Source organism: Streptomyces sp. NPDC059201 (genome assembly GCF_042754585.1).
In the GTDB taxonomy this organism is placed as follows: domain Bacteria; phylum Actinomycetota; class Actinomycetes; order Streptomycetales; family Streptomycetaceae; genus Streptomyces.
Genome location: NZ_JBHZBB010000006.1, coordinates 326,252 through 350,925 on the forward strand (window position 1 = coordinate 326,252; position 24,674 = coordinate 350,925).

Below are 24,674 nucleotides of genomic sequence, written 5' to 3' on the forward strand. Positions count from 1 at the left end.
GGTGTTTCAGCCCGCCGCTTCCCCGCCCTTTCCGGTGGGGGAGCCGGCGGGCTTCCGCGTTCCCGGCACCACCGGCGGACGCGCCGTGCGGAACGGCCGCGGCGCCGCCGCCCCCGGCCGCCCGTCCGCGACCGCGCCCGGCGGGTCGGCCACCGCCCGCTCCACCGTCTCGTCCAGCGAGAGCCCCTGCCCCCGCCGGAACGCCTCCTCGTACCGCTCCGCCCCCAGCTCCTCCACCGCCCGCCCCGCGCACAGCGCCCGCGGCCCGTCGAAGGAACCCGACCCGAAGAGCTGGACCCCCACCGCGTCCCACACCGGCAGCGCCGCCCCCTGGAGCACCGCCGCCTCCACCGGATCGCCCTCGCTCACCGTGACCAGCGCCAGCAGCTCCACCGCCAGCACCACCCCCACCAGGTCGCGGAAGAGGTGGTTGATCGTCACGCACTCCACCAGCAGCTCCCGCGCCTCCGGCAGCGCGCCCCGCGTCCACGCCGAGAACGCCAGCACGTAGAGCGCGTACGCCCGCGTCCACCGCTCGCCGCGCTCCTCGCAGACCTCCCGGACCTCACGGCAGATCGCCGTCGCGCCCTCCAGATCGCCCCGGAACGCCCGCGCCATCGCCAGCTCCACCTGGCCCATCAGCACATTGCTGTTGAGCTCGCCCAGCTCGCCGTACGCGTCCAGCGCCCGGCCCAGCAGCTCCTCGGCGCGCGGGAAGTCGTCCGAGAGCAGCGCCAGACAGCCCAGCCGGTGCGTCGCGTACGCCTCCGCCAGCCGGTTCCGCGAGGCCCGCGCCCGCTCCCGGCAGGAGTGCAGCGCCGCCACCGCGGCCGTCGCGTCGCCCTGGAGGATCGCCACATAGCCCAGCACCCACAGCGCCTTCAGCCGCGCCTCCTCGTGCCCCGACTCCAGCGCCAGCGCACGGTCCAGCCAGTGCCGCCCCTCCGAGAGCCGCCCGCACCCCACCCACGCGAACCAGAGCGTGCCCGCCAGGTGCTGGGCCAGGTGCGCGTCCTCCGGCAGCTCCAGGCACACGTCGAGCGCCGCCCGCAGGTTCGGCAACGCCGCGGCCGTCCGGGCCGCCACCTCCGCCTGCCGGGGGCTGAACCACTCCAGCTCGCACCAGGTCGCCAGGCCCATGTACCAGTCGCGGTGCCGCCGCCGCATCCGCTCGGTGTCGCCGAGCGCCGCCAGCCACTCCGCCCCGTACGCCGCCACCGTGTCCAGCATCCGGTAGCCCGGGCCCGCCGCCGTGTCCTCGCGGGTCACCAGCGACTGCGCCAGCAGCCCGCCCATCAGGTCGAGGATCTCCTCCTGCGGCAGGTCGGGGCCCCCGCACACGTACTCCACGGCCTCCAGGTCGAACGGACCGGCGAAGACCGAAAGGCGTGCCCACAGCAGGCGCTCCGGCGGCGTGCACAGCTCGTGGCTCCAGCCGATCGCGGTACGCAGCGTCCGGTGGCGGGGGAGGACCCCGCGCCCGCCGTCGCCGAGCAGCCGGAAGCGGTCGTCCAGCCGGGCCAGGAGCTGGTCCACCGACAGCAGCGGCAGCCGTCCCGCGGCCAGTTCGAGCGCGAGCGGGATCCCGTCGAGCCGCCGGCACAGCTCGCGTACCCTCCCGTCCTCCGTGAGGGCGGGCGCGCCGGCCAGGGCCGCCCGCTCGGCGAGGAGCGCGAGGGCGTCCGCCTCGTCCAGCGGCGCCAGTGTCAGCACCGCCTCGCCGGGGAGCCGCAGCGGCCGGCGTCCGGCGGCGAGCACGGTCAGCCCGGGGGCGGCGGCGAGGAGCTCGTGGACGAGCGGGGCGCACGTCTCCACCAGGTGCTCGAAGCCGTCGAGGACGAGGAGCAGCCGGCGCTCGGCGAGGTGGTCCAGCAGCACCTCGCGGGGAGCGCGGAGCGTGTGGTCGGTGAGGCCGAGCGCCTCCACGAGGGCGTGCTCGACCAGCCCGGGGTCGCGCAGCGGGGCCAGCTCGGCGAGCCGGACCTCCTCGCCGGAGCGTTTCTGCGCTGAGGCGGCCGCCTTCAGGGCCAGCCGGGTCTTGCCCACCCCGCCCACGCCGAGGACGGTGACCAGGCGTGACTCGGCCAGGAGCGCGGCCAGTTCGGCCCGCTCGGCGGCCCGGCCCACGAACCGGTTGAGCTCCGCCGGGAGATTGCTGCGTCGCATGGGACACGGAGCGTACTCATCCGCGCGCGCTCCGTACAATCTGATCGCGCAACTCCCGCCCCACGGGCGGTAATGCGGTAGGGGTCGGCAGCGTGGGCGCGATAGGGTCGGAGGACGACTTTTCTCGCACGACCCGAACGACAACGACGACAGCAACGACGACAGCAGAGAGCGGTGCGGAGTGACCGGTGGAGAGGTTGCCGGGATCCTGGTGGCCGTGTTCTGGGCGATCCTCGTCTCCTTCCTCGCCGTGGTGCTGGCGAGGCTGGCGCAGACGCTCAAGGCGACCACCAAACTCGTGGCGGACGTGACCGAGCAGGCCGTTCCCCTGCTCGCGGACGCGTCGGCGACCGTCCGCTCGGCACAGACCCAGCTGGACCGGGTGGACGCGATCGCGTCCGACGTCCAGGAGGTCACCGCCAACGCCTCCGCGCTCTCGACGACCGTCGCCTCCACCTTCGGCGGCCCGCTCGTCAAGGTCGCCGCGTTCGGCTTCGGGGTCCGCAGGGCGCTCGGCCGCGGCCGGGACCGCGAGGAGGTGCCGCCCGCCACCGGGCGACGTACTGTGATCGTCGGCCGTACCGTGCCCCTGGCACGGCGCCGGAAGCAGAAGGGCTGAGAGGCGCGATGTTCCGCCGCACGTTCTGGTTCACGGCCGGCGCAGCCGCCGGCGTCTGGGCCACCACCAAGGTCAACCGCAAGATCCAGCAGCTGACCCCCGAGAGCCTCGCGGCGCAGGCCGCGAACAAGGCGGTCGAGGCGGGTCACCGGCTCAAGGACTTCGCCCTCGACGTGAGGGCGGGCATGGTCCAGCGGGAGGCCGAGCTGGGCGAGGCGCTCGGCCTCGACGCACCGCCTCCCGCGGACCGGGAGCTCCCGGAGCCCCGCCGCAGGGCCGCCCTCGGCCCCACCCCGCACAAGACCACGACCACGTTTTCGTCGCGCACGATCTCGTACAACCGGAATGAGGACCACTGATGGAGTCGGCTGAAATCCGCCGCCGCTGGCTGAGCTTCTTCGAGGAGCGCGGGCACACCGTCGTCCCTTCGGCGTCGCTCATCGCGGACGACCCGACTCTGCTGCTCGTCCCCGCCGGCATGGTGCCCTTCAAGCCCTACTTCCTGGGCGAGGTCAAGCCGCCGTTCACGCGCGCCTCCAGTGTGCAGAAGTGCGTGCGTACGCCGGACATCGAAGAGGTCGGCAAGACCACCCGCCACGGCACGTTCTTCCAGATGTGCGGCAACTTCTCCTTCGGCGACTACTTCAAGGAAGGCGCCATCAAGCTCGCCTGGGAGCTGCTGACCTCCCCGGTCGAGCACGGCGGCTACGGGCTAGAGCCGGAGAAGCTCTGGATCACCGTCTACCTGGAGGACGACGAGGCCGAGCGCATCTGGCGCGATGTCGTCGGCGTCCCCGCCGAGCGGATCCAGCGCCTCGGCAAGAAGGACAACTACTGGTCCATGGGCGTGCCCGGCCCGTGCGGCCCGTGCTCCGAGATCAACTACGACCGCGGCCCCGAGTTCGGCGTCGAGGGCGGCCCGGCCGTCAACGACGAGCGGTACGTCGAGATCTGGAACCTCGTCTTCATGCAGTACGAGCGCGGCGAGGGCTCCGGCAAGGAGGACTTCCCGATCCTCGGCGAGCTGCCGTCGAAGAACATCGACACGGGCCTCGGCCTGGAGCGCCTGGCGATGATCCTCCAGGGCGTCCAGAACATGTACGAGACGGACACCCTCAAGGTCGTCATCGACCAGGCCACCGAGCTCACCGGCGTCGCCTACGGCAAGGCCCACGACAGCGACGTCTCGCTGCGCGTGGTCGCCGACCACATGCGTACCTCGGTCATGCTCATCGGCGACGGCGTCACCCCGGGCAACGAGGGCCGCGGCTACGTGCTCCGCCGCATCATGCGCCGCGCCGTCCGCAACATGCGCCTGCTCGGCGCCACCGGCCCGGTCGTCGGCGCGCTGGTCGACACGGTCATCACGACCATGGGCGAGCAGTACCCGGAGCTGGAGACCGACCGCAAGCGGATCGAGACGGTCGCCCTCGCCGAGGAGGCCGCGTTCCTGAAGGCCCTCAAGGGCGGCACCAACATCCTCGACACCGCCGTGACCGAGACCAAGGCCGCCGGCGGCACGATCCTCGCCGGTGAGAAGGCGTTCCTGCTCCACGACACCTGGGGCTTCCCGATCGACCTCACCCTGGAGATGGCCGCCGAGCAGGGCCTCGCCGTGGACGAGGACGGCTTCCGCCGCCTGATGAAGGAGCAGCGGGACCGCGCCAAGGCCGACGCCAAGGCCAAGAAGACCGGCCACGCCGACGTCTCCGCCTACCGTGAGATCGCCGACTCCTCCGGCGCCACCCAGTTCACCGGCTACACCAACACCGAGGGCGAGTCCACGGTCGTCGGCCTGCTGGTGAACGGCGTCCCGTCGCCGGCCGCCTCGGAGGGCGACGAGATCGAGGTCGTCCTCGACCGCACCCCGTTCTACGCCGAGGGCGGCGGCCAGATCGCCGACCAGGGCCGGATCCGGCTGCACTCCGGCGCCGTGATCGAGGTCCGCGACGTGCAGCAGCCCGTCCCGGGCGTCTCGGTGCACAAGGGCTCGGTCCAGGTCGGCGAGGTGACCGTGGGCTCCACCGCGTACGCCACCATCGACGTGCGCCGCCGCCGGGCCATCGCCCGCGCCCACTCGGCCACCCACCTCACCCACCAGGCGCTGCGCGACGCCCTCGGCCCGACGGCCGCCCAGGCCGGTTCGGAGAACCAGCCCGGCCGCTTCCGCTTCGACTTCGGTTCGCCGAACGCCGTGCCCGGCACGGTCCTCACCGACGTCGAGCAGAAGATCAACGAGGTTCTCTCGCGCGAGCTGGAGGTCCACGCCGAGGTCATGCCGATCGACGAGGCCAAGCGCCAGGGCGCCATCGCCGAGTTCGGCGAGAAGTACGGCGAGCAGGTCCGCGTGGTCACCATCGGCGACTTCTCCAAGGAGCTGTGCGGCGGCACCCACGTGCACAACACCGCCCAGCTGGGTCTGGTGAAGCTGCTCGGCGAGTCCTCCATCGGCTCCGGCGTGCGCCGCATCGAGGCCCTGGTCGGCGTCGACGCGTACAACTTCCTCGCCAAGGAGCACACGGTCGTCGCCCAGCTCCAGGAGCTGGTCAAGGGCCGTCCGGAGGAGCTGCCGGAGAAGGTCGCCTCCATGCTCGGCAAGCTGAAGGACGCCGAGAAGGAGATCGAGAAGTTCCGCGCGGAGAAGGTCCTCCAGGCCGCCGCCGGCCTGGTCGACTCCGCCAAGGACATCCGCGGTCTCGCCCTGGTCACCGGCCAGGTCCCGGACGGCACCGGCGCCGACGACCTGCGCAAGCTGGTCCTCGACGTGCGCGGCCGCATCCCCTCGGACCGCCCGGCCGTCGTGGCCCTGTTCACCACGGTCAACGGCAAGCCGCTGACGGTCATCGCCACCAACGAGGCCGCCCGCGAGCGCGGTCTCAAGGCCGGCGAGCTGGTCCGCACGGCCGCCAAGACCCTCGGCGGCGGTGGCGGCGGCAAGCCGGACGTCGCCCAGGGCGGCGGCCAGAACCCGGAGGCCGTCGGCGAGGCCATCGCCGCCGTCGAGCGCCTCGTGGTGGAGACGGCGTGACGATGCGTCGCGGCCGCCGTATCGCGGTCGATGTCGGGGACGCCCGGATCGGGGTCGCCTCGTGCGACCCCGACGGGGTCCTCGCCACGCCGGTGGAGACCGTGCCGGGACGTGACGTCCCGGCCGCCCACCGGCGGCTCCGCCAGATCGTCGGGGAGTACGAGCCGATCGAGGTCGTCGTGGGCCTGCCCCGCTCGCTCAGCGGGCGGGAGGGCCCGGCGGCCACCAAGGTCCGGGCCTTCGCGCGGGAGATGGCGCGGGGGATCGCCCCCGTGCCGGTCCGCCTGGTCGACGAGCGGATGACCACGGTGACGGCGACGCAGGGGCTGCGGGCCTCCGGCGTGAAGTCCAAGAAGGGCCGGTCCGTCATCGATCAGGCCGCCGCTGTGATCATCCTTCAGAACGCTCTTGAGTCCGAACGGGTATCAGGTAATCCGCCCGGTGAGGGCGTCGAAGTGGTCATCTGATCGCGATACGGTAACGTTCCGCGCGATGCGGCGGTGTTCGAACAAGTGCCGCACTACGTAGAGGCGGATCGTCCGGAAGCCTCGCGGCTGTTTGGGGATCGATGACTGAGTATGGCCGGGGCCCTGGCCCCGAACCGTGGCACCCCACGGACCCGCTGTACGGGGACCAGGGGTGGGAAGGTCAGCAGCAGTACCACCAGCAGCAGCCGCAGCAGCCTCAGCAGGCGACGCCGTACGCGCAGGGTGGCCAGACCTACCAGGACCCGTACGCCCAGCAGGGCTACGGGACCGACCCGTACCAGCAGCAGGGCGCGTACCAGCAGCAGTACCAGCAGCCCCAGCACCCGCAGCAGGGCTATGCCGACCCGCACGCGCAGGCGTACGGGGACCAGGCGCAGGCCCAGGCGCAGGCGTACGGGAACCAGGGCCAGGAGCAGCCGCAGGCGTACGGTCAGACCGGCTGGAACCAGGGCTACGACACGCCCGGGCAGCACGGACAGACGTACGACGGCGGCGGCTACGACGGCGCCTATGACGGCAACTGGGAGTCCGGCCAGGCCGCCATGGCCTACAACACGCCGCCCGCCGATCCGTACGGCGGGCAGCAGCCCGATCTCTACGGCACGCCCGAGGCGTACCCGCCGCCCCAGCCGCCCGGCCGCCGGCAGCAGCCGCCGGAGCCGGTCGTCGACTGGGAGCCCGAGCCGGAGCCGGAACCCGCCCGTCAGGAGCCTGAGGAGTCGCACCCCTTCTTCACCGGTGACGACGACGAGGACGGCTACGCGGACGAGGAGCCCTCGGGTCGCCGGGGCCGGGGCGGGCGCGGCGACGACCGCGACCGCGAGCGCCGCGGCAAGGAGAAGAAACGCAAGGGCAAGAACGGCGTGGCCTGCCTCGTCGTGGCCGCGGTCCTGGCCGGCGGCATCGGTGGCATCGGCTACTTCGGCTACCAGTTCTGGCAGGGCCAGTTCGGCGAGGCGCCCGACTTCGCGGGCGCCGGGGCCGGCGAGGTCCAGGTCGAGATCCCCAAGGGCGCGTTCGGCAACGAGATCGGCAACATCCTCAAGCAGGCCGGCGTCGTGAAGAGCGTCGACGCCTTCGTCGCGGCGCAGAAGAAGAACGCCAAGGGCAACTCGATCCAGGCCGGCGCCTACACGCTGAAGAAGGAGATGTCGGCGGAGAGCGCGGTCGCGCTGATGCTCGACCCGGCGAGCCAGGCCAACCTGATCATCCCCGAGGGCAAGCGCAACGTCTGGGTGTACGAGCAGCTCGACACCCGCCTCGGCCTCGCGCCCGGCACCACGAAGGAGGTCGCCTTCAAGAAGGCCGACTCCCTCGGCCTGCCCGCCTGGGCCAAGAACCACGAGAACGTCAAGGACCCGCTGGAGGGCTTCCTCTTCCCGGCGAGCTACCCGGTGGCGAAGGGCAACACCCCGGAGGCCGCCCTCAAGAAGATGGTCAGCCGCGCCAACCAGGAGTACACGAAGCTGGACCTGGAGGGTCAGGCGAAGAAGCACGGCCTCGACAACGCCTGGGAACTGGTGACGGTCGCGAGCCTGGTGCAGGCGGAGGGCAAGACGCACGATGACTTCCGCAAGATGGCGGAGGTCATCTACAACCGCCTCCAGCCGGACAACGTCCAGACGAACCAGCTGCTCCAGTTCGACTCGGCCCTGAACTACCTGAAGGGCCAGTCCGAGATCAAGATCTCGGAGAAGGAGGCGAACACCAACCAGGACCCGTACAACACGTACACGCAGCGGGGTCTGCCGCCCGGTCCGATCAGCAACCCGGGCAACGAGGCGCTGGCCGCCATGCTCGATCCGACGAACGACGGCTGGCTGTACTTCGTCGCGACCGACGGCATGAACAAGACCGAGTTCGCCAAGACGCTGGACGAGCACAACAGGCTGAGGGACAAGTTCAATGACAGCTCAGGTCAGTGAGACGGGCCGTCGCGCCGCCGTCCTCGGCGCGCCGATCGCCCACTCGCTCTCCCCGGTCCTGCACCGGGCCGCGTACGCGGAGCTCGGTCTGGACGAGTGGTCGTACGACCGCTTCGAGATCGACGAGGAGGCCCTGCCGGGCTTCGTCGCGGAGCTCGACGGCTCGTGGGCCGGCCTGTCGCTGACCATGCCGCTCAAGCGGGCGATCATCCCGCTGCTCGACGAGGTCAGCGACACCGCGGCCTCCGTGGAGGCGGTCAACACGGTGATCCTCCGCGAGGACGGCCGCCGGGTCGGCGACAACACCGACATCCCCGGCATGATCGCCGCCCTGCGCGAGCGGGGCGTCGAGAAGGTGGAGTCCGCCGCGATCCTCGGCGCGGGCGCCACCGCCTCCTCCGCGCTCGCCGCGCTCGCCCGCGTCTGCGCGGGCCCGGTCACGGCGTACGTACGCAGCGAGGCACGGGCGCGGGAGATGCGCGGCTGGGGCGACCGGCTCGGCGTGGACGTCCGTACCGCCGCCTGGGACGAGGCGGCGCGGGCGTTCGCCGCCCCGCTGGTGATCGCCACGACCCCGGCCGGGACGACCGACGCCCTGGCCGCGGCCGTCCCCGACCGCCCCGGCACCCTCTTCGACGTCCTGTACGACCCCTGGCCCACCGCCCTCGCGGCCGCCTGGTCCGAGCGCGGCGGCAAGGTCGTCGGCGGCCTGGACCTCCTGGTCCACCAGGCCGTCCTCCAGGTCGAGCAGATGACGGGCGTCCTCCAGGCACCGCTGGCCGCCATGCGCGCGGCCGGCGAGGCCGCGCTCGCCGCGCGCTGACGCCGCCACCACGCCGCCACCGGCCCTCTACGACCGCGCCCCGCCGTCCACGACGGCGGGGCGCGCGTCCGATAGCTGGACCGGAGGCCGGGGTGGGGCTCAGGACATGGGAGGATCGGGGATGGCGGGCCAGGGCCGCGCACCCGGCCGCGCCGTCGCAGTGCCCAGGCGCGAGCATGAGGAGCATCGTTGAGCAGGTTGCGTTGGCTGACCGCTGGGGAGTCCCACGGACCCGCGCTGGTCGCGACGCTGGAGGGTCTTCCCGCCGGCGTCCCGGTCACCACTGAGCTGGTGGCGGACCACCTCGCGCGGCGGCGCCTCGGCTATGGGCGCGGCGCCCGGATGAAGTTCGAGCAGGACGAGATCACCTTCCTCGGCGGGGTCCGGCACGGGCTCTCCCTCGGCTCCCCGATCGCGGTGATGGTCGGGAACACCGAGTGGCCCAAGTGGGAGAAGGTCATGTCGGCCGACCCGGTCGACCCGTCCGAGCTCAAGGAGACCGGCCGCAACGCGCCGCTGACCCGGCCCCGTCCCGGTCACGCCGACCTCGCCGGCATGCAGAAGTACGGCTTCGACGAGGCCCGGCCGATCCTGGAGCGCGCCAGCGCCCGGGAGACCGCCGCCCGGGTCGCCCTCGGCGCCGTCGCCCGCTCCTTCCTCAAGGAGGCCGCGGGCATCGAGATCGTCTCGCACGTGGTCGAACTGGCCGCCGCGAAGGCGCCGTACGGCGTCTACCCGACCCCCGCCGACGTCGAGCGGCTCGACGCCGACCCGGTCCGCTGCCTCGACGCGGCCGCGTCGAAGGCGATGGTCGCCGAGATCGACCAGGCCCACAAGGACGGCGACACCCTCGGCGGCGTCGTCGAGGTGCTCGCGTACGGCGTGCCCGTCGGCCTCGGTTCGCACGTCCACTGGGACCGCCGCCTCGACGCCCGGCTCGCCGCCGCGCTCATGGGCATCCAGGCCATCAAGGGCGTCGAGGTCGGCGACGGCTTCGACCTCGCCCGCGTGCCCGGCTCCCAGGCCCACGACGAGATCGTCAGGACCGACGAGGGCATCAGGCGCACCTCCGGCCGCTCCGGCGGCACCGAGGGCGGTCTGACCACCGGCGAACTGCTGCGCGTCCGCGCCGCGATGAAGCCGATCGCGACCGTCCCGCGCGCGCTCGCCACCATCGACGTCGCCACCGGCGAGACCGCCGCGGCCCACCACCAGCGCTCCGACGTCTGCGCCGTCCCGGCCGCCGGCATCGTCGCCGAGGCCATGGTCGCGCTCGTCCTCGCCGACGCCGTCCTGGAGAAGTTCGGCGGGGACTCGGTCCCCGAGACCCGCCGCAACGTCCAGGGCTACGTCGACAACCTGCGCATCCGGTGACCGGCGGCCCCCTGGTCGTCCTCGTCGGCCCGATGGGCTCCGGCAAGTCCACGGTGGGCGCGCTCCTGGCCGAATGGCTCGGCGCGCCCTACCGGGACACCGACGCCGACATCGTCGCCGCCGAGGGCCGCGAGATCTCCGACATCTTCGTCGAGGACGGCGAGGAGCGCTTCCGCGCCCTGGAGAAGGCCGCCGTCGCCGAGGCGCTCGCCGCGCACACGGGCGTCCTCGCCCTGGGCGGCGGCGCGATCCTCGACGCCGACACCCGCGCCCTGCTGGCCGGGCAGCCCGTCGCGTACCTCTCGATGGACGTCGAGGAGGCCGTGCGGCGGGTCGGGCTCGGCGCGGCCCGGCCGCTGCTCGCGGTCAACCCGCGCCGCCAGTGGCGGGAGCTGATGGACGCCCGCCGCCCCCTGTACGAAGAAGTCGCGAGCGTCGTGGTCGCCACCGACGCCCGTACCCCCGAAGAGGTCGCCCAGGCGGTCCTCGACGCACTGGAGCTGAAGGACGCATGACCACGGACCAGGAAGTCACCCGCATCCACGTCGGCGGCAGCGCGGGCACGGATCCGTACGAGGTGCTGGTCGGCCGGCAGCTGCTCGGCGAACTGCCCGCCCTCATCGGCGACAAGGCCAAGCGGGTCGCCGTCATCCACCCCGAGGCGCTCGCCGGGACCGGTGAGGCGCTGCGCGAGGACCTTGCGGAGCAGGGGTACGAGGCCGTCGCCATCCAGGTGCCGAACGCGGAGGAGGCGAAGACCGCCGAGGTCGCGGCGTACTGCTGGAAGGCGCTCGGCCAGACCGGCTTCACCCGCACCGACGTGATCGTCGGCGTCGGCGGCGGCGCCACCACCGACCTGGCCGGCTTCGTCGCCGCGACCTGGCTGCGGGGCGTCCGGTGGATCGCCGTGCCGACCACCGTCCTCGGCATGGTCGACGCGGCCGTCGGCGGCAAGACCGGCATCAACACCGCCGAGGGCAAGAACCTCGTCGGCGCCTTCCACCCGCCGGCCGGGGTCCTGTGCGACCTCGCCGCGCTGGAGTCGCTGCCCGTCCACGACTTCGTCAGCGGTCTCGCCGAGATCATCAAGGCCGGCTTCATCGCCGACCCGGTGATCCTCGACCTCATCGAGGAGGACCCGCAGGCGGCCCGTACGCCCGCGGGGCCGCACACCGCCGAGCTGATCGTCCGCTCCATCCAGGTCAAGGCCGACGTCGTCTCCGGCGACCTCAAGGAGTCGGGCCGCCGCGAGATCCTGAACTACGGGCACACCCTCGCGCACGCCATCGAGAAGAACGAGCGGTACAAGTGGCGGCACGGCGCGGCCGTCTCCGTCGGCATGGTCTTCGCCGCCGAGCTGGGCCGGCTCGCCGGCCGCCTCGACGACGCCACCGCCGACCGGCACCGCGCCGTCCTGGAGTCCGTCGGCCTGCCGCTCACCTACCGCGGCGACCAGTGGCCCAAGCTCCTGGAGACGATGAAGGTGGACAAGAAGTCCCGCGGCGACCTGCTGCGCTTCATCGTCCTCGACGGGCTCGCCAAGCCGACCGTCCTGGAGGGCCCCGACCCGGCCGTCCTCGTCGCCGCCTACGGGGAGCTCTCCGCATGAGCGCACCGCGCCGCGTCCTGGTGCTGAACGGGCCGAACCTCGGCCGGCTGGGCTCGCGCGAGCCCGACATCTACGGCGCCACCTCCTACAAGGGGCTCGTCGAGTCCTGCCGGGAGCTCGGCGCCGAGCTCGGCTTCGACGTCGAGGTCCGCGAGACCAACGACGAGGGCGAGATGATCCGCTGGCTGCACGAGGCGGCCGACGGGCACGTGCCGGTCGTCCTCAACCCCGGCGCCTTCACGCACTACTCGTACGGGATGCGGGACGCGGCCGCCCAGCGCACCGCCCCCCTGATCGAGGTGCACATCTCGAACCCGTACACCCGCGAGGAGTTCCGCCACACCTCGGTGGTCGCCGCCGTGGCGACCGGCACGGTGGCCGGCTTCGGCATCGGCTCCTACCGCCTGGCCCTCCGGGCCCTCGCCGAGGAAGTCGCGGCCGACAGCAAGGCGTGAGAGGTACGCGGGACCCGGGGCGGCCGCCGGAACGGTGGCCGCCTTCCGGGGCGTGGGCCGGGCCCGCGGTTCCGGGTACTTTCGGTAGGGTCCCGCCCGTTCCCCGAGCGGGGGGACGGGGCGGTAACGTTTTGGCATCCCCGGGTGACCGGAGCGGGGGCGACGGCGGCAGCGGAGCGGCCGCCCTCACCGACCTACGAGGCCGACGAGACGGAGTGGCACCGGATGCAGCACGCAGTGGGGGGACCGCTGCCACCGCCCGGCACGGGACCGGTGGGCGGACACGGCCCCGTACCCCCGCCCCCGCCCCCGCAGGCGGCGCCCTACCCGGGGCCGCCGTCCGGGGTGCCCGGCGGCCGGCTCGGGGTGCACCCCGCCGTCCAGGCCGGCACGGCGGGCTGGGGCGGCGGCCCCGGAGCCGTACCCCCGCACGCCACCGGCGCGGTGCCGCTGGCGCCGCCCGTGCCGGTCGTCGAGCACCGGCCAGGCACCGGGGCCGCGACCCTCGCCGTGCTGCTCATCGGACCCGCCGGCGCGGGCAAGACGACCGTCGCCCGGCACTGGGCGCGCCGCCGGCCCGTCCCCACCGCCCACATCAGCCTCGACGACGTGCGGGAATGGGTGTGCTCCGGCTTCGCCGACCCGCAGTCGGGGTGGAACGAGCACTCCGAGGCGCAGTACCGGCTCGCCCGCCGCACCTGCGGCTTCGCCGCCCGCAACTTCCTCGCCAACGGCATCTCCTGCATCCTCGACGACGCCGTCTTCCCCGACCGGCCCGTCGTCGGGCTCGGCGGCTGGAAGCGGCACGTCGGCCCCGGCCTGCTGCCGGTCGTCCTCCTGCCCGGCCTGGAGGTCGTCCTGGAGCGCAACGCCCAGCGCGCCGGCAACCGGCGGCTCTCCGACGAGGAGGTGGCCGCGATCCACGGCCGGATGGCCGGCTGGTACGGCTCCGGGCTGCCGATCATCGACAACTCCGCGCTCGACGTGGACGCCACCGCCCGCCTCATCGACGAGGCGCTGGCCCGCGCGATAGCCGCGCCGCCCGGCGGCTGACCGGGCGGGCGTCTCCCCGGTCGGACGCCGCCGACAGGCCGGGGCGGGGCCCGGCTCGTAGGCTCGGAGGCATGTCACAGGTGTATGCGGACCGCCGGGTCAGGCTGCGCGACCGGGTCGCGGCAGCGGGGAGCGCGGCGGCCCTGGTGTCCCGTCCCGCCAACGTCCGGTACCTCGCGGGCGGCGCCCCGCGCGGCGCCGTCCTGCTCGTCGGCCCCGAGCCGGGCGCGGACCTGCTGATCCGTCCCCTCGCGGGCGAGGGCGAGCCCCTCGACGGGCGGCTCGACGAGCTGCTGCGCCAGCAGCAGCTCCCGCTCGGCGGCGGTGACCCGGCCGTCGCCGCGGCCGAGCTCGCCCGGCGCTCCGGCGCCGACGGGCTCGCCGTCGAGGAGCACGACCTGACGGTGGCCCGGCACCGCAGCCTCGGCTCCGCCGCGCCCGGACTCCGCCTCGCCGACCTCGCCTGCGCCGTCGAACAGCTCCGGGTGGTCAAGGACGAGGACGAGATCGCCTGCCTGCGGATCGCCGCCGAGATCGCCGACCAGGCCCTCGGCGAACTCCTCGAGTCCATCCTCGTCGGCCGCACCGAACGCCACCTCGCCCTCGAACTGGAGCGGCGGCTCGTCGACCACGGCGCCGACGGGGCCGCCTTCCCCACATCCGTCGCCACCGGACCCCACTCCGGCCGGCGCGGCCACCGGCCCACCGACCGCAGGGTCGAGGAGGGCGACTTCCTGTCCGTCTGCCTCGGCGCGGACTACCGCGGCTACCGCTGCGAGATCGGCCGGACCTTCGTCATCGGCACCGCGCCCGCCGACTGGCAGATCGAGCTGTACGAGCTCGTCTTCGCCGCCCAGAGGGCCGGCCGGGAGTCCCTGATGCCCGGCGCCGAGTACCGTGACGTGGACCGCGCGGCCCGCCAGATCCTCGACGCCGCGGGGCACGCGGAGACCGCCGTTCCCCTCACCGGACACGGTGTGGGGCTCGAAATCGACGAGGACCCGCAGCTCTCCCCCTCGGCCATGGGTAAACTGGACGCTTGTGTGCCGGTCACCGTCGAACCGGGGGTCCACCTCCCGGGCCGGGGCGGGGTCCGGATCGATGACACGCTCGTCGTGCGCCAGGAGGCGGACGGCGGACCCGAGCTACTCACCATCACGACCAAGGAGCTGCTCGCGCTGTAGAGCGCGTACGCCTCCTCGGTCCACGTCAGTCCAGGAGATTCCGCAACCGTGGCTTCCACGAACGACCTCAAGAACGGCATGGTGCTCAAGCTCGAAGGCGGCCAGCTCTGGTCCGTCGTCGAGTTCCAGCACGTCAAGCCCGGCAAGGGCCCGGCCTTCGTGCGCACCAAGCTCAAGAACGTGCTGTCCGGCAAGGTCGTCGACAAGACCTTCAACGCCGGCGTGAAGGTGGAGACCGCGAACGTCGACAAGCGCGACATGCAGTTCTCCTACATGGACGGCGACTACTTCGTCTTCATGGACCTGGACACCTACGACCAGCTCCACATCGACCGCAAGGTCGTGGGCGACGCCGCCAACTTCCTCATCGAGGGCTTCACCGCCCTGGTCGCGCAGAACGAGGGCTCCGTGCTCTACGTCGAGCTGCCGGCCGCCGTCGAGCTGGTCATCGCCGAGACCGAGCCGGGCGTCCAGGGCGACCGCTCCACCGGTGGCACCAAGCCCGCCAAGCTGGAGACGGGTCACGAGATCCAGGTCCCGCTCTTCATCACCACCGGTGAGAAGGTCAAGGTCGACACCCGCAACAGCGACTACCTCGGCCGGGTGAACAGCTAACCGTGGCCGCCCGGAGCAAGGCCCGCAGGCGGGCCTTCCAGATCCTGTTCGAGGCCGACCAGCGCGGCACTTCGGTGCAGGAGGTCCTCGCGGACCAGATCCGGCTCCACCGTGCCGACGAGCGTCAGCCCGCGGTCGGTGACTTCACGATGCAGCTGGTCGAGGGGTACGCCCAGTACGTGGCGCGGATCGACGAGCTCATCGCCACCTACGCGGTGGACTGGGACCTCGACCGGATGCCCGCCGCCGACCGCAGCATCGTGCGCCTCGGCGCGTACGAGCTGATCTGGGAGGACGGCACCCCGGACGCGGTGGCGATCGACGAGGCCGTGCAGCTGGCCAAGGAGTTCTCCACGGACGACTCCCCGTCCTTCGTCAACGGTCTCCTCGGGCGCTTCAAGGACCTGAAGCCCCGACTGCGCCGGGACGTGGACGCCTAGTCCCTCACGGCTCTGCGAAGGGGCCCGCGGCACTCCGGTGACGCGGGCCCCTTCGCGTACCGCCGAACGGGTGAAGGGCACGCGCCACAGGGACGGGACGTGCGACGAAAAAGCGCCGGGCCCGTGGCGTCGGATGACGTCCACGGGCCCGGCGGCACGTTTCTGCACTGGGAGGTGCGGAGGAAGGTCAGTTCTCCTCGTGGGCGACCGCGCGGCGCGCGTCCGCGTCGAGGACGCCCCAGCTGATCAGCTGCTCGGTCAGGACCGAGGGGGACTGGTCGTAGATGACGGCCAGGGTGCGCAGGTCGTCCTGGCGGATCGACAGCACCTTGCCGTTGTAGTCGCCGCGCTGCGACTGGATCGTCGCCGCGTAGCGCTGGAGCGGGCCGGCCTTCTCCTGCGGGACGTGGGCGAGGCGCTCCAGGTCCAGGACCAGCTTCGGCGGGGGCTCGGCCGCACCGCCGGGGGTGGTACCGGGCAGCAGTTCCTGCACCGGCACGCCGTAGAAGTCCGCCAGCTCGGCCAGACGCTGCACGGTCACGGCACGGTCGCCGCGCTCGTACGAACCGACCACCACGGCCTTCCAGCGGCCCTGGGACTTCTCCTCCACGCCGTGGAGGGACAGGCCCTGCTGGGTGCGGATGGCGCGGAGTTTGGCCCCGAGCTGCTTTGCGTATTCGCTGGACATAACGCTCCCGGACGCTGTGACGACATGCGGCTGCGCCGCGCGGCTGGTAACTCACTGTGAGGTTACGCAGCGTTACTCTTTCCCGTCAAGCCGAAAGGGGCTCGCCACCCTCTCCCGGGGGACGGTCCGCCGCAGGTGGGAGCGGGGGAGGGGTGGCCCCGGGAAAGCCCGTGCGAGCACCCCTGCTAAAGTGGACGCCGTACATCCGACGTCCTTTAAGGTCCGTCCCGTGAGGCGGAGAAGGAGGTCCTTTTCCTATGGACACGCAAGCACACATCGATGAGGCGCGGCCCGTTCTCGAGGCCCCCGACATCGCCCGGGTCCTGACCCGGATCGCCCACGAGATCGTCGAGCGCGCCAAGGGCGCCGACGACGTGGTCCTCCTCGGCATCCCCACCCGCGGCGTCTTCCTCGCCCGCCGGCTCGCCGAGAAGCTCGAATCGATCACCGGCGCCAAGGTCCCGGTCGGTTCCCTCGACATCACCATGTACCGCGACGACCTCCGGATGAAGCCGGCGCGCGCCATCGGCCGCACCGAGATCCCCGGAGAAGGCGTCGACGGCCGCCTCGTCGTCCTCGTCGACGACGTCCTCTTCTCGGGGCGCACCATCCGCGCCGCCCTCGACGCCCTCGGAGACATCGGCCGCCCCCGCGCGGTCCAGCTCGCCGTCCTCGTCGACCGCGGCCACCGCGAACTCCCGATCCGCGCCGACTACGTCGGAAAGAACCTCCCCACGTCGCTGCGGGAGACCGTCAAGGTCCAGCTCGCCGAGGAGGACGGTCGCGACACCGTGCTGCTCGGCGGCAAGTCCGCCTCCTAGCCGGACCGGCCACCCCGCGGGGCCCGCGCACCAGCCCGTGCCCCCGCATGCCCTCATGCCTCCCCACCCCGGAGAGAAACCCCGATGATGCGTCACCTCATCTCGGCCGCCGACCTCACCCGCGACGACGCCGTCCTGATCCTCGACACCGCCGAGGAGATGGCCCGGGTGGCCGACCGGCCCATCAAGAAGCTGCCGACCCTCCGCGGCCGGACCATCTGCAACCTCTTCTTCGAGGACTCCACCCGGACCCGGATCTCCTTCGAGGCCGCCGAGAAGCGCCTCTCCGCCGATGTCATCAACTTCGCGGCCAAGGGCTCCAGCGTCTCCAAGGGCGAGTCGCTGAAGGACACCGCGCAGACCCTGGAGGCGATGGGCGTCGACGCCGTCGTCATCCGGCACGGCGCCTCCGGCGCCCCCTTCCGGCTGGCCACCTCCGGCTGGATCGACGCCCCTGTCATCAACGCGGGCGACGGCACCCACCAGCACCCCACCCAGGCCCTCCTGGACGCCTTCACCATGCGCCGCCGCCTGGTCGGCCGCGACGCCGGACTCGGCAAGGACCTGGCCGGCCGGCGGATCACGCTCGTCGGCGACGTCCTGCACAGCCGGGTCGCCCGCTCCAACGTCGACCTGCTGCACACCCTCGGCGCCGAGGTCACCCTGGTGGCCCCGCCCACCCTCGTCCCCGTCGGCGTCGAGACCTGGCCCTGCGAGGTCTCGTACGACCTCGACAGGGTGCTGCCGAAGTCCGACGCGGTCATGATGCTGCGTGTGCAGCGTGAGCGGATGAACGCCGCCTTCTTCCCGACCGAGCGCGAGTACTCGCGCCGCTACGGGCTGGACGGCGAGCGGATGGCGAAGATGCCCGAGCACGCCATCGTCATGCACCCCGGCCCCATGGTCCGCGGCATGGAGATCACCGCCGAGGTCGCCGACTCCGACCGCTGCACGGTCGTCGAGCAGGTCGCCAACGGCGTCTCCGTCCGGATGGCCGTCCTCTACCTGCTGCTCGGCGGCTCCGAGCCCGCCGCCGCCCCCGTCACCAGCACCACCGCCCGTACCGAGGAGAGCAAGTAAAGATGAGCAAGATCCTTATCCGTGGTGCGAAGGTGCTGGGCGGCGAGCCGCAGGACGTCCTCGTCGACGGCGAGACCATCGAGGCGGTCGGCACCGGCCTGTCCGCCGAGGGCGCGACCGTGGTCGAGGCCGAAGGGCAGATCCTTCTCCCCGGCCTCGTGGACCTCCACACCCACCTGCGGGAGCCCGGCCGCGAGGACTCCGAGACCGTCCTCACCGGCACCCGCGCCGCCGCCTCCGGCGGCTACACCGCCGTCTTCGCCATGGCCAACACCCACCCCGTCGCCGACACCGCCGGCGTCGTCGAGCAGGTCTACCGGCTCGGCAAGGAGGCCGGCTACTGCGACGTGCAGCCCATCGGCGCCGTCACCGTCGGCCTGGAGGGCAAGAAGCTCGCCGAGCTCGGCGCCATGCACGACTCCGCCGCCGGCGTCACCGTCTTCTCCGACGACGGCAAGTGCGTCGACGACGCCGTGATCATGCGCCGCGCCCTGGAGTACGTGAAGGCGTTCGGCGGCGTCGTCGCGCAGCACGCCCAGGAGCCCCGCCTCACCGAGGGCGCCCAGATGAACGAGGGCATCGTCTCCGCCGAGCTCGGCCTGGGCGGCTGGCCCGCCGTCGCCGAAGAGTCGATCATCGCCCGCGACGTCCTCCTCGCCGAGCACGTCGGCTCCCGCGTCCACATCTGCCACCTCTCCACCGCCGGCTCCGTCGAGATCGTCCGCTGGGCCAAGTCCCGCGGCATCGACGTCACCGCCGAGGTCACCCCGCACCACCTCCTCCTCACCGACGAGCTGGTCCGCACCTACGACCCGGTCTACAAGGTCAACCCGCCGCTGCGCACCGAGCGCGACGTGCTGGCCCTGCGCGAGGCCCTGGCCGACGGCACCATCGACATCGTCGCCACCGACCACGCGCCGCACCCGCACGAGGACAAGGACTGCGAGTGGGCCGCCGCCGCCATGGGCATGGTCGGCCTGGAGACCGCGCTCTCCGTCGTCCAGGAGACGATGGTGGAGACCGGCCTCCTCGACTGGGCCGGCGTCGCCGACCGGATGTCCGCCGCCCCGGCCCGCATCGGCCGCGCCACCGGCCATGGACGACCCGTCTCGGCTGGTGAGCCCGCGAACCTGGTCCTGGTCGATCCGGCTTACCGTGGGACCGTGGACCCCGCGGACTTCGCCTCCCGCAGCCGCAACACCCCCTACGAGGGCCGTGAGCTGCCGGGTCGCGTCACCCACACCTTCCTGCGGGGCCGGGCAACGGTCATGGACGGGAAGTTGGCGTGACACACCACATCGCAAGCGCGGCCCTCGCCGCGGAGCAGAAGTCGGCCGAGGTGACCGACTGGGCCGGCCGCATCGGCTGGGTCGTCGGACTCCTGCTCTTCGTCGCCTTCGTCTACTGGCTGATGCGCCAGGGATGGAAGTGGCGCGGCAGCCTCCAGTCGGACCTCCCCGCGCTCCCCGAGGTGCCGGAGGCTCCCGCCGAGGCCAAGCTGACGATGGACGGCCGCTACCACGGCTCCACCACCGCCGGGCAGTGGCTCGACCGGATCGTCGCCCACGGCCTCGGCACCCGCAGCCGCGCCGAGCTCACACTCACCGACGCCGGGATCTCGGTCGTCCGCCCCGGGGCGAACGACTTCCTGATCCCCGCCGCCGCCCTGCGCGAGGCCCGCCTCGACAAGGGCATCGCAGGGAAGGTCCTCGCCGAGGGCGGGCTCCTGATCGTCACCTGGGAGCACGGCGGCACCCTCCTCGACTCCGGCTTCCGCTCCGATCGGGCGGCCGAGCACACGGCCTGGGTCGAGACCATCAACTCCATGATCAACACGACGGAAGGCATCGCACGATGACGACCTCCACAAGGGGAGCCCAGGCTCCCGCCGTACTCGTCCTGGAGGACGGCCGCACCTTCCGCGGCCGCGCCTACGGGGCCGTGGGGGAGACCTTCGGCGAGGCCGTGTTCTCCACCGGCATGACCGGCTACCAGGAGACCCTCACCGACCCGTCGTACGACCGGCAGATCGTCGTCGCCACGGCCCCCCAGATCGGCAACACCGGCTGGAACGACGAGGACGACGAGTCCAGCCGCATCTGGGTCTCCGGCTACGTGGTCCGCGACCCCGCCCGCATCCCGTCGAACTGGCGAGCCAAGCGCAGCCTCGACGACGAGCTGGTCGCGCAGGGCGTCGTCGGCATCTCCGGCATCGACACCCGCGCCCTCACCCGCCACCTGCGCGAGCGCGGCTCCATGCGCGCCGGCGTCTTCTCCGGCGAGGCCCTCGCCACCGAGGCCGAGCTGCTCGCCCGCGTGCAGGCCCAGCCGCACATGAAGGGCGCCAGCCTCTACGAGGAGGTCGCCACCAAGGAGCCGTACGTCGTCCCCGCGATCGGTGAGAAGAAGTTCACCGTCGCCGCGATCGACCTCGGCATCAAGGGCATGACCCCGCACCGGATGGCCGAGCGCGGCATCGAGGTCCACGTGCTGCCCGCCACCGCGAGCGTCGAGGACGTGTACGCGGTCGCCCCCGACGGCGTCTTCTTCTCCAACGGCCCGGGCGACCCGGCCACCGCCGACGGCCCGGTCGCGCTCATGACCGCCGTCCTGGAGCGGAAGACCCCGCTCTTCGGCATCTGCTTCGGCAACCAGATCCTCGGCCGCGCGCTCGGCTTCGGCACCTACAAGCTGAAGTACGGCCACCGGGGCATCAACCAGCCCGTCCAGGACCGTACGACCGGCAAGGTCGAGGTCACCGCGCACAACCACGGCTTCGCCGTCGACGCGCCCCTCGACAAGGTCTCCGAGACCCCCTTCGGCCGCGCCGAGGTCTCCCACGTCTGCCTGAACGACGACGTGGTGGAGGGCCTCCACCTGCTCGACCAGCCGGGCTTCTCCGTCCAGTACCACCCCGAGGCGGCCGCGGGCCCGCACGACGCCGCGTACCTCTTCGACCGCTTCGTGACCCTCATGGAGGCCGAGCGTGCCTAAGCGCACCGACATCCAGTCCGTCCTGGTGATCGGCTCCGGCCCGATCGTCATCGGCCAGGCCGCCGAGTTCGACTACTCCGGCACCCAGGCGTGCCGCGTCCTCAAGGCCGAGGGCCTGCGGGTCATCCTGGTCAACTCCAACCCGGCCACGATCATGACCGACCCGGAGATCGCCGACGCCACCTACGTCGAGCCGATCACCCCCGAGTTCGTCGAGAAGATCATCGCCAAGGAGCGCCCCGACGCCCTCCTGCCCACCCTCGGCGGCCAGACCGCGCTCAACACCGCGATCTCCATGCACGAGCAGGGCGTCCTGGAGAAGTACGGCGTCGAGCTCATCGGCGCCAACGTCGAGGCCATCCACAAGGGCGAGGACCGCGACCTCTTCAAGGGCGTCGTCGAGGCCGTCAAGGCCAAGATCGGGTACGGCGAGTCCGCCCGCTCGGTCATCTGCCACACCATGGACGACGTCCTCAAGGGCGTCGACACCCTCGGCGGCTACCCCGTCGTCGTCCGCCCCTCCTTCACCATGGGCGGCGCCGGCTCCGGCTTCGCCCACGACGAGGAGGAGCTGCGCCGCATCGCCGGCCAGGGCCTCACGCTCTCCCCGACCACCGAGGTCCTCCTGGAGGAGTCCATCCTCGGCTGGAAGGAGTACGAGCTGGAGCTGATGCGCGACAAGAACGACAACGTCGTGGTCGTCTGCTCCATCGAGAACTTCGACCCGATGGGCGTCCACACCGGTGACTCGATCACCGTCGCCCCGGCGATGACCCTCACCGACCGCGAGTACCAGATCCTCCGCGACGTCGGCATCGCGATCATCCGCGAGGTCGGCGTCGACACCGGCGGCTGCAACATCCAGTTCGCGGTGGACCCCGTGGACGGCCGCGTGATCGTCATCGAGATGAACCCGCGCGTCTCCCGCTCCTCGGCCCTCGCCTCCAAGGCCACCGGCTTCCCGATCGCCAAGATCGCCGCCCGGCTCGCCGTCGGCTACACCCTGGACGAGATCCCGAACGACATCACGGAGAAGACCCCGGCGTCCTTCGAGCCCACGCTCGACTACGTCGTCGTCAAGGCCCCGCGCTTCGCCTTCGAGAAGTTCCCCTCCGCCGACTCCACGCTGACCACGACCATGAAGTCGGTCGGCGAGGCCATGGCCATCGGCCGGAACTTCCCCGAGGCCCTCCAGAAGGCCCTGCGCTCCCTGGAGAAGAAGGGCTCGCAGTTCGCCTTCACCGGCGAGCCCGGCGACAAGGCCGAGCTGCTCCGCGAGGCGGTCCGCCCGACCGACGGCCGCATCAACACCGTCATGCAGGCGATCCGCGCCGGCGCCACCCCGGAGGAGGTCTTCGAGTACACGAAGATCGACCCGTGGTTCGTCGACCAGCTCTTCCTGATCAAGGAGATCGCCGACGAGCTCGCCGGCGCCGAGAAGCTGGAGCCCGGACTCCTCGCCGAGGCCAAGCGCCACGGCTTCTCCGACGCCCAGATCGCCGAGATCCGCGGCCTGCGCGAGGACGTCGTCCGCGAGGTCCGGCACGCCCTCGGCGTCCGCCCGGTCTACAAGACGGTCGACACCTGCGCCGCCGAGTTCGCCGCCAAGACGCCGTACTTCTACTCCTCCTACGACGAGGAGTCCGAGGTCGCGCCGCGCGAGAAGCCCGCCGTGATCATCCTCGGCTCCGGCCCGAACCGCATCGGCCAGGGCATCGAGTTCGACTACTCCTGCGTCCACGCCTCCTTCGCCCTGAGCGACGCCGGCTACGAGACCGTGATGGTCAACTGCAACCCGGAGACCGTCTCCACCGACTACGACACCTCCGACCGGCTCTACTTCGAGCCGCTCACCCTGGAGGACGTCCTGGAGATCGTCCACGCCGAGTCCCTCGCGGGCCCGATCGCCGGTGTGGTCGTCCAGCTCGGCGGCCAGACCCCGCTCGGCCTCTCCCAGGCCCTCAAGGACAACGGCGTGAAGGTCGTCGGCACCTCCCCGGAGGCCATCCACGCCGCCGAGGACCGCGGCGCCTTCGGCCGCGTCCTGGAGGAGGCCGGCCTGCCGGCCCCCAAGCACGGCACCGCCACCACCTTCGCCGGCGCCAAGAAGATCGCCGACGAGATCGGCTACCCGGTCCTGGTCCGCCCCTCGTACGTCCTCGGCGGCCGCGGCATGGAGATCGTCTACGACGAGACCCGCCTGGAGTCGTACATCGCCGAGTCCACCGAGATCAGCCCCACCCGGCCGGTCCTGGTCGACCGCTTCCTCGACGACGCCATCGAGATCGACGTCGACGCCCTCTACGACGGCGAGGAGCTCTACCTCGGCGGCGTGATGGAGCACATCGAGGAGGCCGGCATCCACTCCGGCGACTCGGCCTGCGCCCTGCCCCCGATCACCCTCGGCGGCTTCGACATCAAGCGGCTGCGCGCCTCCACCGAGGCCATCGCCAAGGGCGTCGGCGTCCGCGGCCTGATCAACATCCAGTTCGCCATGGCGGGTGACATCCTCTACGTCCTGGAGGCCAACCCGCGCGCCTCCCGGACCGTGCCCTTCACCTCCAAGGCCACCGCCGTCCCGCTCGCCAAGGCCGCCGCCCGCATCTCGCTGGGCGCCACCATCGCCGAGCTGCGCGCCGAGGGCCTGCTGCCGAAGACCGGCGACGGCGGCACCCTGCCGCTCGACGCGCCGATCTCCGTCAAGGAGGCCGTGATGCCGTGGAGCCGCTTCCGCGACATCCACGGGCGCGGCGTCGACACCGTCCTCGGCCCGGAGATGCGCTCCACCGGCGAGGTCATGGGCATCGACACGGTCTTCGGCACCGCCTACGCCAAGTCGCAGGCCGGCGCCTACGGCCCGCTGCCCACCAAGGGCCGCGCGTTCATCTCCGTCGCCAACCGCGACAAGCGCTCGATGATCTTCCCGGCGCGCGAGCTGGTCGCCCACGGCTTCGAGCTGCTCGCCACCTCCGGCACCGCCGAGGTCCTCAAGCGCAACGGCATCAACGCCACCATCGTGCGCAAGCTCAGCGAGGGCGAGGGCCCGAACGGCGAGAAGACCGTCGTCCAGCTGATCCACGACGGCCAGGTCGACCTGATCGTCAACACCCCGTACGGCACCGGCGGCCGCCTCGACGGCTACGAGATCCGTACGGCGGCGGTGTCGCGCGGCGTCCCGTGCCTCACCACGGTGCAGGCGCTCGCCGCGGCCGTCCAGGGCATCGACGCCCTCAACCACGGCGACGTCGGCGTCCGTTCCCTCCAGGAACACGCCGAACACCTGACCGCGGCCCGCGACTAGCAACCCACGAG

The 24,674-nt window shown here is 72.2% G+C and carries 22 protein-coding genes; 20 read left to right on the plus strand and 2 right to left on the minus strand.

Annotation, left to right across the window (positions count from 1 at the left end; all coding sequences use genetic code 11):
- Nucleotides 1–6 precede the first annotated feature (6 nt).
- Nucleotides 7–2,166 carry an ATP-binding protein gene (locus ACFXMG_RS21670; RefSeq protein WP_383824566.1) on the minus strand — a complete coding sequence of 720 codons (2,160 nt, stop codon included), beginning with the start codon at nucleotides 2,164–2,166 and terminating at the stop codon, nucleotides 7–9.
- A gap of 181 nt (nucleotides 2,167–2,347) precedes the next feature.
- Between ACFXMG_RS21670 and ACFXMG_RS21675 the strand changes: the two genes are divergently transcribed.
- The 14 genes from ACFXMG_RS21675 to nusB all read left to right on the plus strand — a co-directional run bounded on the left by ACFXMG_RS21675 (nucleotide 2,348) and on the right by nusB (nucleotide 15,779).
- Nucleotides 2,348–2,785, plus strand: a complete 438-nt coding sequence (locus ACFXMG_RS21675; RefSeq protein ID WP_383824564.1) for a DUF948 domain-containing protein — start codon at nucleotides 2,348–2,350, stop codon at nucleotides 2,783–2,785.
- 8 nt (nucleotides 2,786–2,793) lie between these two features.
- Nucleotides 2,794–3,144 carry a DUF6167 family protein gene (locus ACFXMG_RS21680; RefSeq protein WP_383824561.1) on the plus strand — a complete coding sequence of 117 codons (351 nt, stop codon included), beginning with the start codon at nucleotides 2,794–2,796 and terminating at the stop codon, nucleotides 3,142–3,144.
- Nucleotides 3,144–5,813, plus strand: coding sequence for an alanine--tRNA ligase (gene alaS / locus ACFXMG_RS21685; protein ID WP_383824558.1), 2,670 nt, complete (start codon nucleotides 3,144–3,146; stop codon nucleotides 5,811–5,813). Before ACFXMG_RS21680 ends, alaS begins: the two co-directional genes overlap by 1 nt.
- A 2-nt stretch (nucleotides 5,814–5,815) precedes the next feature.
- A complete protein-coding gene (gene ruvX / locus ACFXMG_RS21690; protein ID WP_383824661.1) occupies nucleotides 5,816–6,280 on the plus strand; it encodes a Holliday junction resolvase RuvX in 465 nt (154 codons plus the stop codon).
- A 101-nt stretch (nucleotides 6,281–6,381) separates the two neighbouring features.
- Nucleotides 6,382–8,226 (plus strand): endolytic transglycosylase MltG, encoded by a 1,845-nt coding sequence (gene mltG / locus ACFXMG_RS21695; protein ID WP_383824556.1) that lies wholly within the window; start codon nucleotides 6,382–6,384, stop codon nucleotides 8,224–8,226.
- The gene (locus ACFXMG_RS21700) at nucleotides 8,207–9,049 is read left to right on the plus strand and encodes a shikimate dehydrogenase (RefSeq protein ID WP_383824553.1); all 843 of its coding nucleotides are present in this window, start codon (nucleotides 8,207–8,209) and stop codon (nucleotides 9,047–9,049) included. Before mltG ends, ACFXMG_RS21700 begins: the two co-directional genes overlap by 20 nt.
- 189 nt (nucleotides 9,050–9,238) lie before the next feature.
- Nucleotides 9,239–10,423, plus strand: coding sequence for a chorismate synthase (gene aroC, locus ACFXMG_RS21705; RefSeq protein WP_383824550.1), 1,185 nt, complete (start codon nucleotides 9,239–9,241; stop codon nucleotides 10,421–10,423).
- Nucleotides 10,420–10,938, plus strand: a complete 519-nt coding sequence (locus tag ACFXMG_RS21710) for a shikimate kinase (protein WP_383824547.1) — start codon at nucleotides 10,420–10,422, stop codon at nucleotides 10,936–10,938. Before aroC ends, ACFXMG_RS21710 begins: the two co-directional genes overlap by 4 nt.
- Nucleotides 10,935–12,032: a 3-dehydroquinate synthase gene (gene aroB / locus ACFXMG_RS21715; protein WP_383824544.1), complete on the plus strand. Its 1,098-nt coding sequence runs from the start codon at nucleotides 10,935–10,937 to the stop codon at nucleotides 12,030–12,032. Before ACFXMG_RS21710 ends, aroB begins: the two co-directional genes overlap by 4 nt.
- Nucleotides 12,029–12,487, plus strand: a complete 459-nt coding sequence (aroQ, locus tag ACFXMG_RS21720; protein ID WP_384338821.1) for a type II 3-dehydroquinate dehydratase — start codon at nucleotides 12,029–12,031, stop codon at nucleotides 12,485–12,487. The genes aroB and aroQ overlap by 4 nt, the downstream gene beginning before the upstream one ends.
- 225 nt (nucleotides 12,488–12,712) lie before the next feature.
- On the plus strand, nucleotides 12,713–13,540 hold the full coding sequence (locus tag ACFXMG_RS21725) for an AAA family ATPase (RefSeq protein WP_383829798.1): 828 nt from the start codon (nucleotides 12,713–12,715) through the stop codon (nucleotides 13,538–13,540).
- Nucleotides 13,541–13,611: 71 nt separating this feature from the next.
- A complete protein-coding gene (locus ACFXMG_RS21730; protein WP_383829795.1) occupies nucleotides 13,612–14,724 on the plus strand; it encodes a M24 family metallopeptidase in 1,113 nt (370 codons plus the stop codon).
- Between the two features lie 48 nt (nucleotides 14,725–14,772).
- Nucleotides 14,773–15,339, plus strand: coding sequence for an elongation factor P (efp, locus tag ACFXMG_RS21735; RefSeq protein WP_043228086.1), 567 nt, complete (start codon nucleotides 14,773–14,775; stop codon nucleotides 15,337–15,339).
- A 2-nt stretch (nucleotides 15,340–15,341) separates the two neighbouring features.
- Nucleotides 15,342–15,779 (plus strand): transcription antitermination factor NusB, encoded by a 438-nt coding sequence (nusB, locus tag ACFXMG_RS21740; RefSeq protein ID WP_383829790.1) that lies wholly within the window; start codon nucleotides 15,342–15,344, stop codon nucleotides 15,777–15,779.
- A 187-nt stretch (nucleotides 15,780–15,966) separates the two neighbouring features.
- Here the strand turns inward: nusB and bldD are convergent, their stop codons facing one another.
- Nucleotides 15,967–16,467: a transcriptional regulator BldD gene (gene bldD / locus ACFXMG_RS21745; protein WP_015032294.1), complete on the minus strand. Its 501-nt coding sequence runs from the start codon at nucleotides 16,465–16,467 to the stop codon at nucleotides 15,967–15,969.
- A gap of 257 nt (nucleotides 16,468–16,724) precedes the next feature.
- Between bldD and pyrR the strand changes: the two genes are divergently transcribed.
- The 6 genes from pyrR to carB all read left to right on the plus strand — a co-directional run bounded on the left by pyrR (nucleotide 16,725) and on the right by carB (nucleotide 24,663).
- Complete coding sequence (gene pyrR, locus ACFXMG_RS21750; protein ID WP_383829786.1) at nucleotides 16,725–17,288, plus strand: bifunctional pyr operon transcriptional regulator/uracil phosphoribosyltransferase PyrR; 564 nt, start codon at nucleotides 16,725–16,727, stop codon at nucleotides 17,286–17,288.
- Nucleotides 17,289–17,372: 84 nt separating this feature from the next.
- A complete protein-coding gene (locus ACFXMG_RS21755; protein WP_383829784.1) occupies nucleotides 17,373–18,368 on the plus strand; it encodes an aspartate carbamoyltransferase catalytic subunit in 996 nt (331 codons plus the stop codon).
- A gap of 2 nt (nucleotides 18,369–18,370) precedes the next feature.
- Nucleotides 18,371–19,657, plus strand: a complete 1,287-nt coding sequence (locus ACFXMG_RS21760; protein WP_383829781.1) for a dihydroorotase — start codon at nucleotides 18,371–18,373, stop codon at nucleotides 19,655–19,657.
- Entirely contained in the window at nucleotides 19,654–20,226 is a 573-nt protein-coding gene (locus ACFXMG_RS21765; RefSeq protein ID WP_383829779.1) for a hypothetical protein, read from the plus strand. The genes ACFXMG_RS21760 and ACFXMG_RS21765 overlap by 4 nt, the downstream gene beginning before the upstream one ends.
- A complete protein-coding gene (carA, locus tag ACFXMG_RS21770) occupies nucleotides 20,223–21,362 on the plus strand; it encodes a glutamine-hydrolyzing carbamoyl-phosphate synthase small subunit (protein WP_383829776.1) in 1,140 nt (379 codons plus the stop codon). The genes ACFXMG_RS21765 and carA overlap by 4 nt, the downstream gene beginning before the upstream one ends.
- On the plus strand, nucleotides 21,355–24,663 hold the full coding sequence (gene carB / locus ACFXMG_RS21775; protein ID WP_383829773.1) for a carbamoyl-phosphate synthase large subunit: 3,309 nt from the start codon (nucleotides 21,355–21,357) through the stop codon (nucleotides 24,661–24,663). The genes carA and carB overlap by 8 nt, the downstream gene beginning before the upstream one ends.
- Nucleotides 24,664–24,674 lie beyond the last annotated feature (11 nt).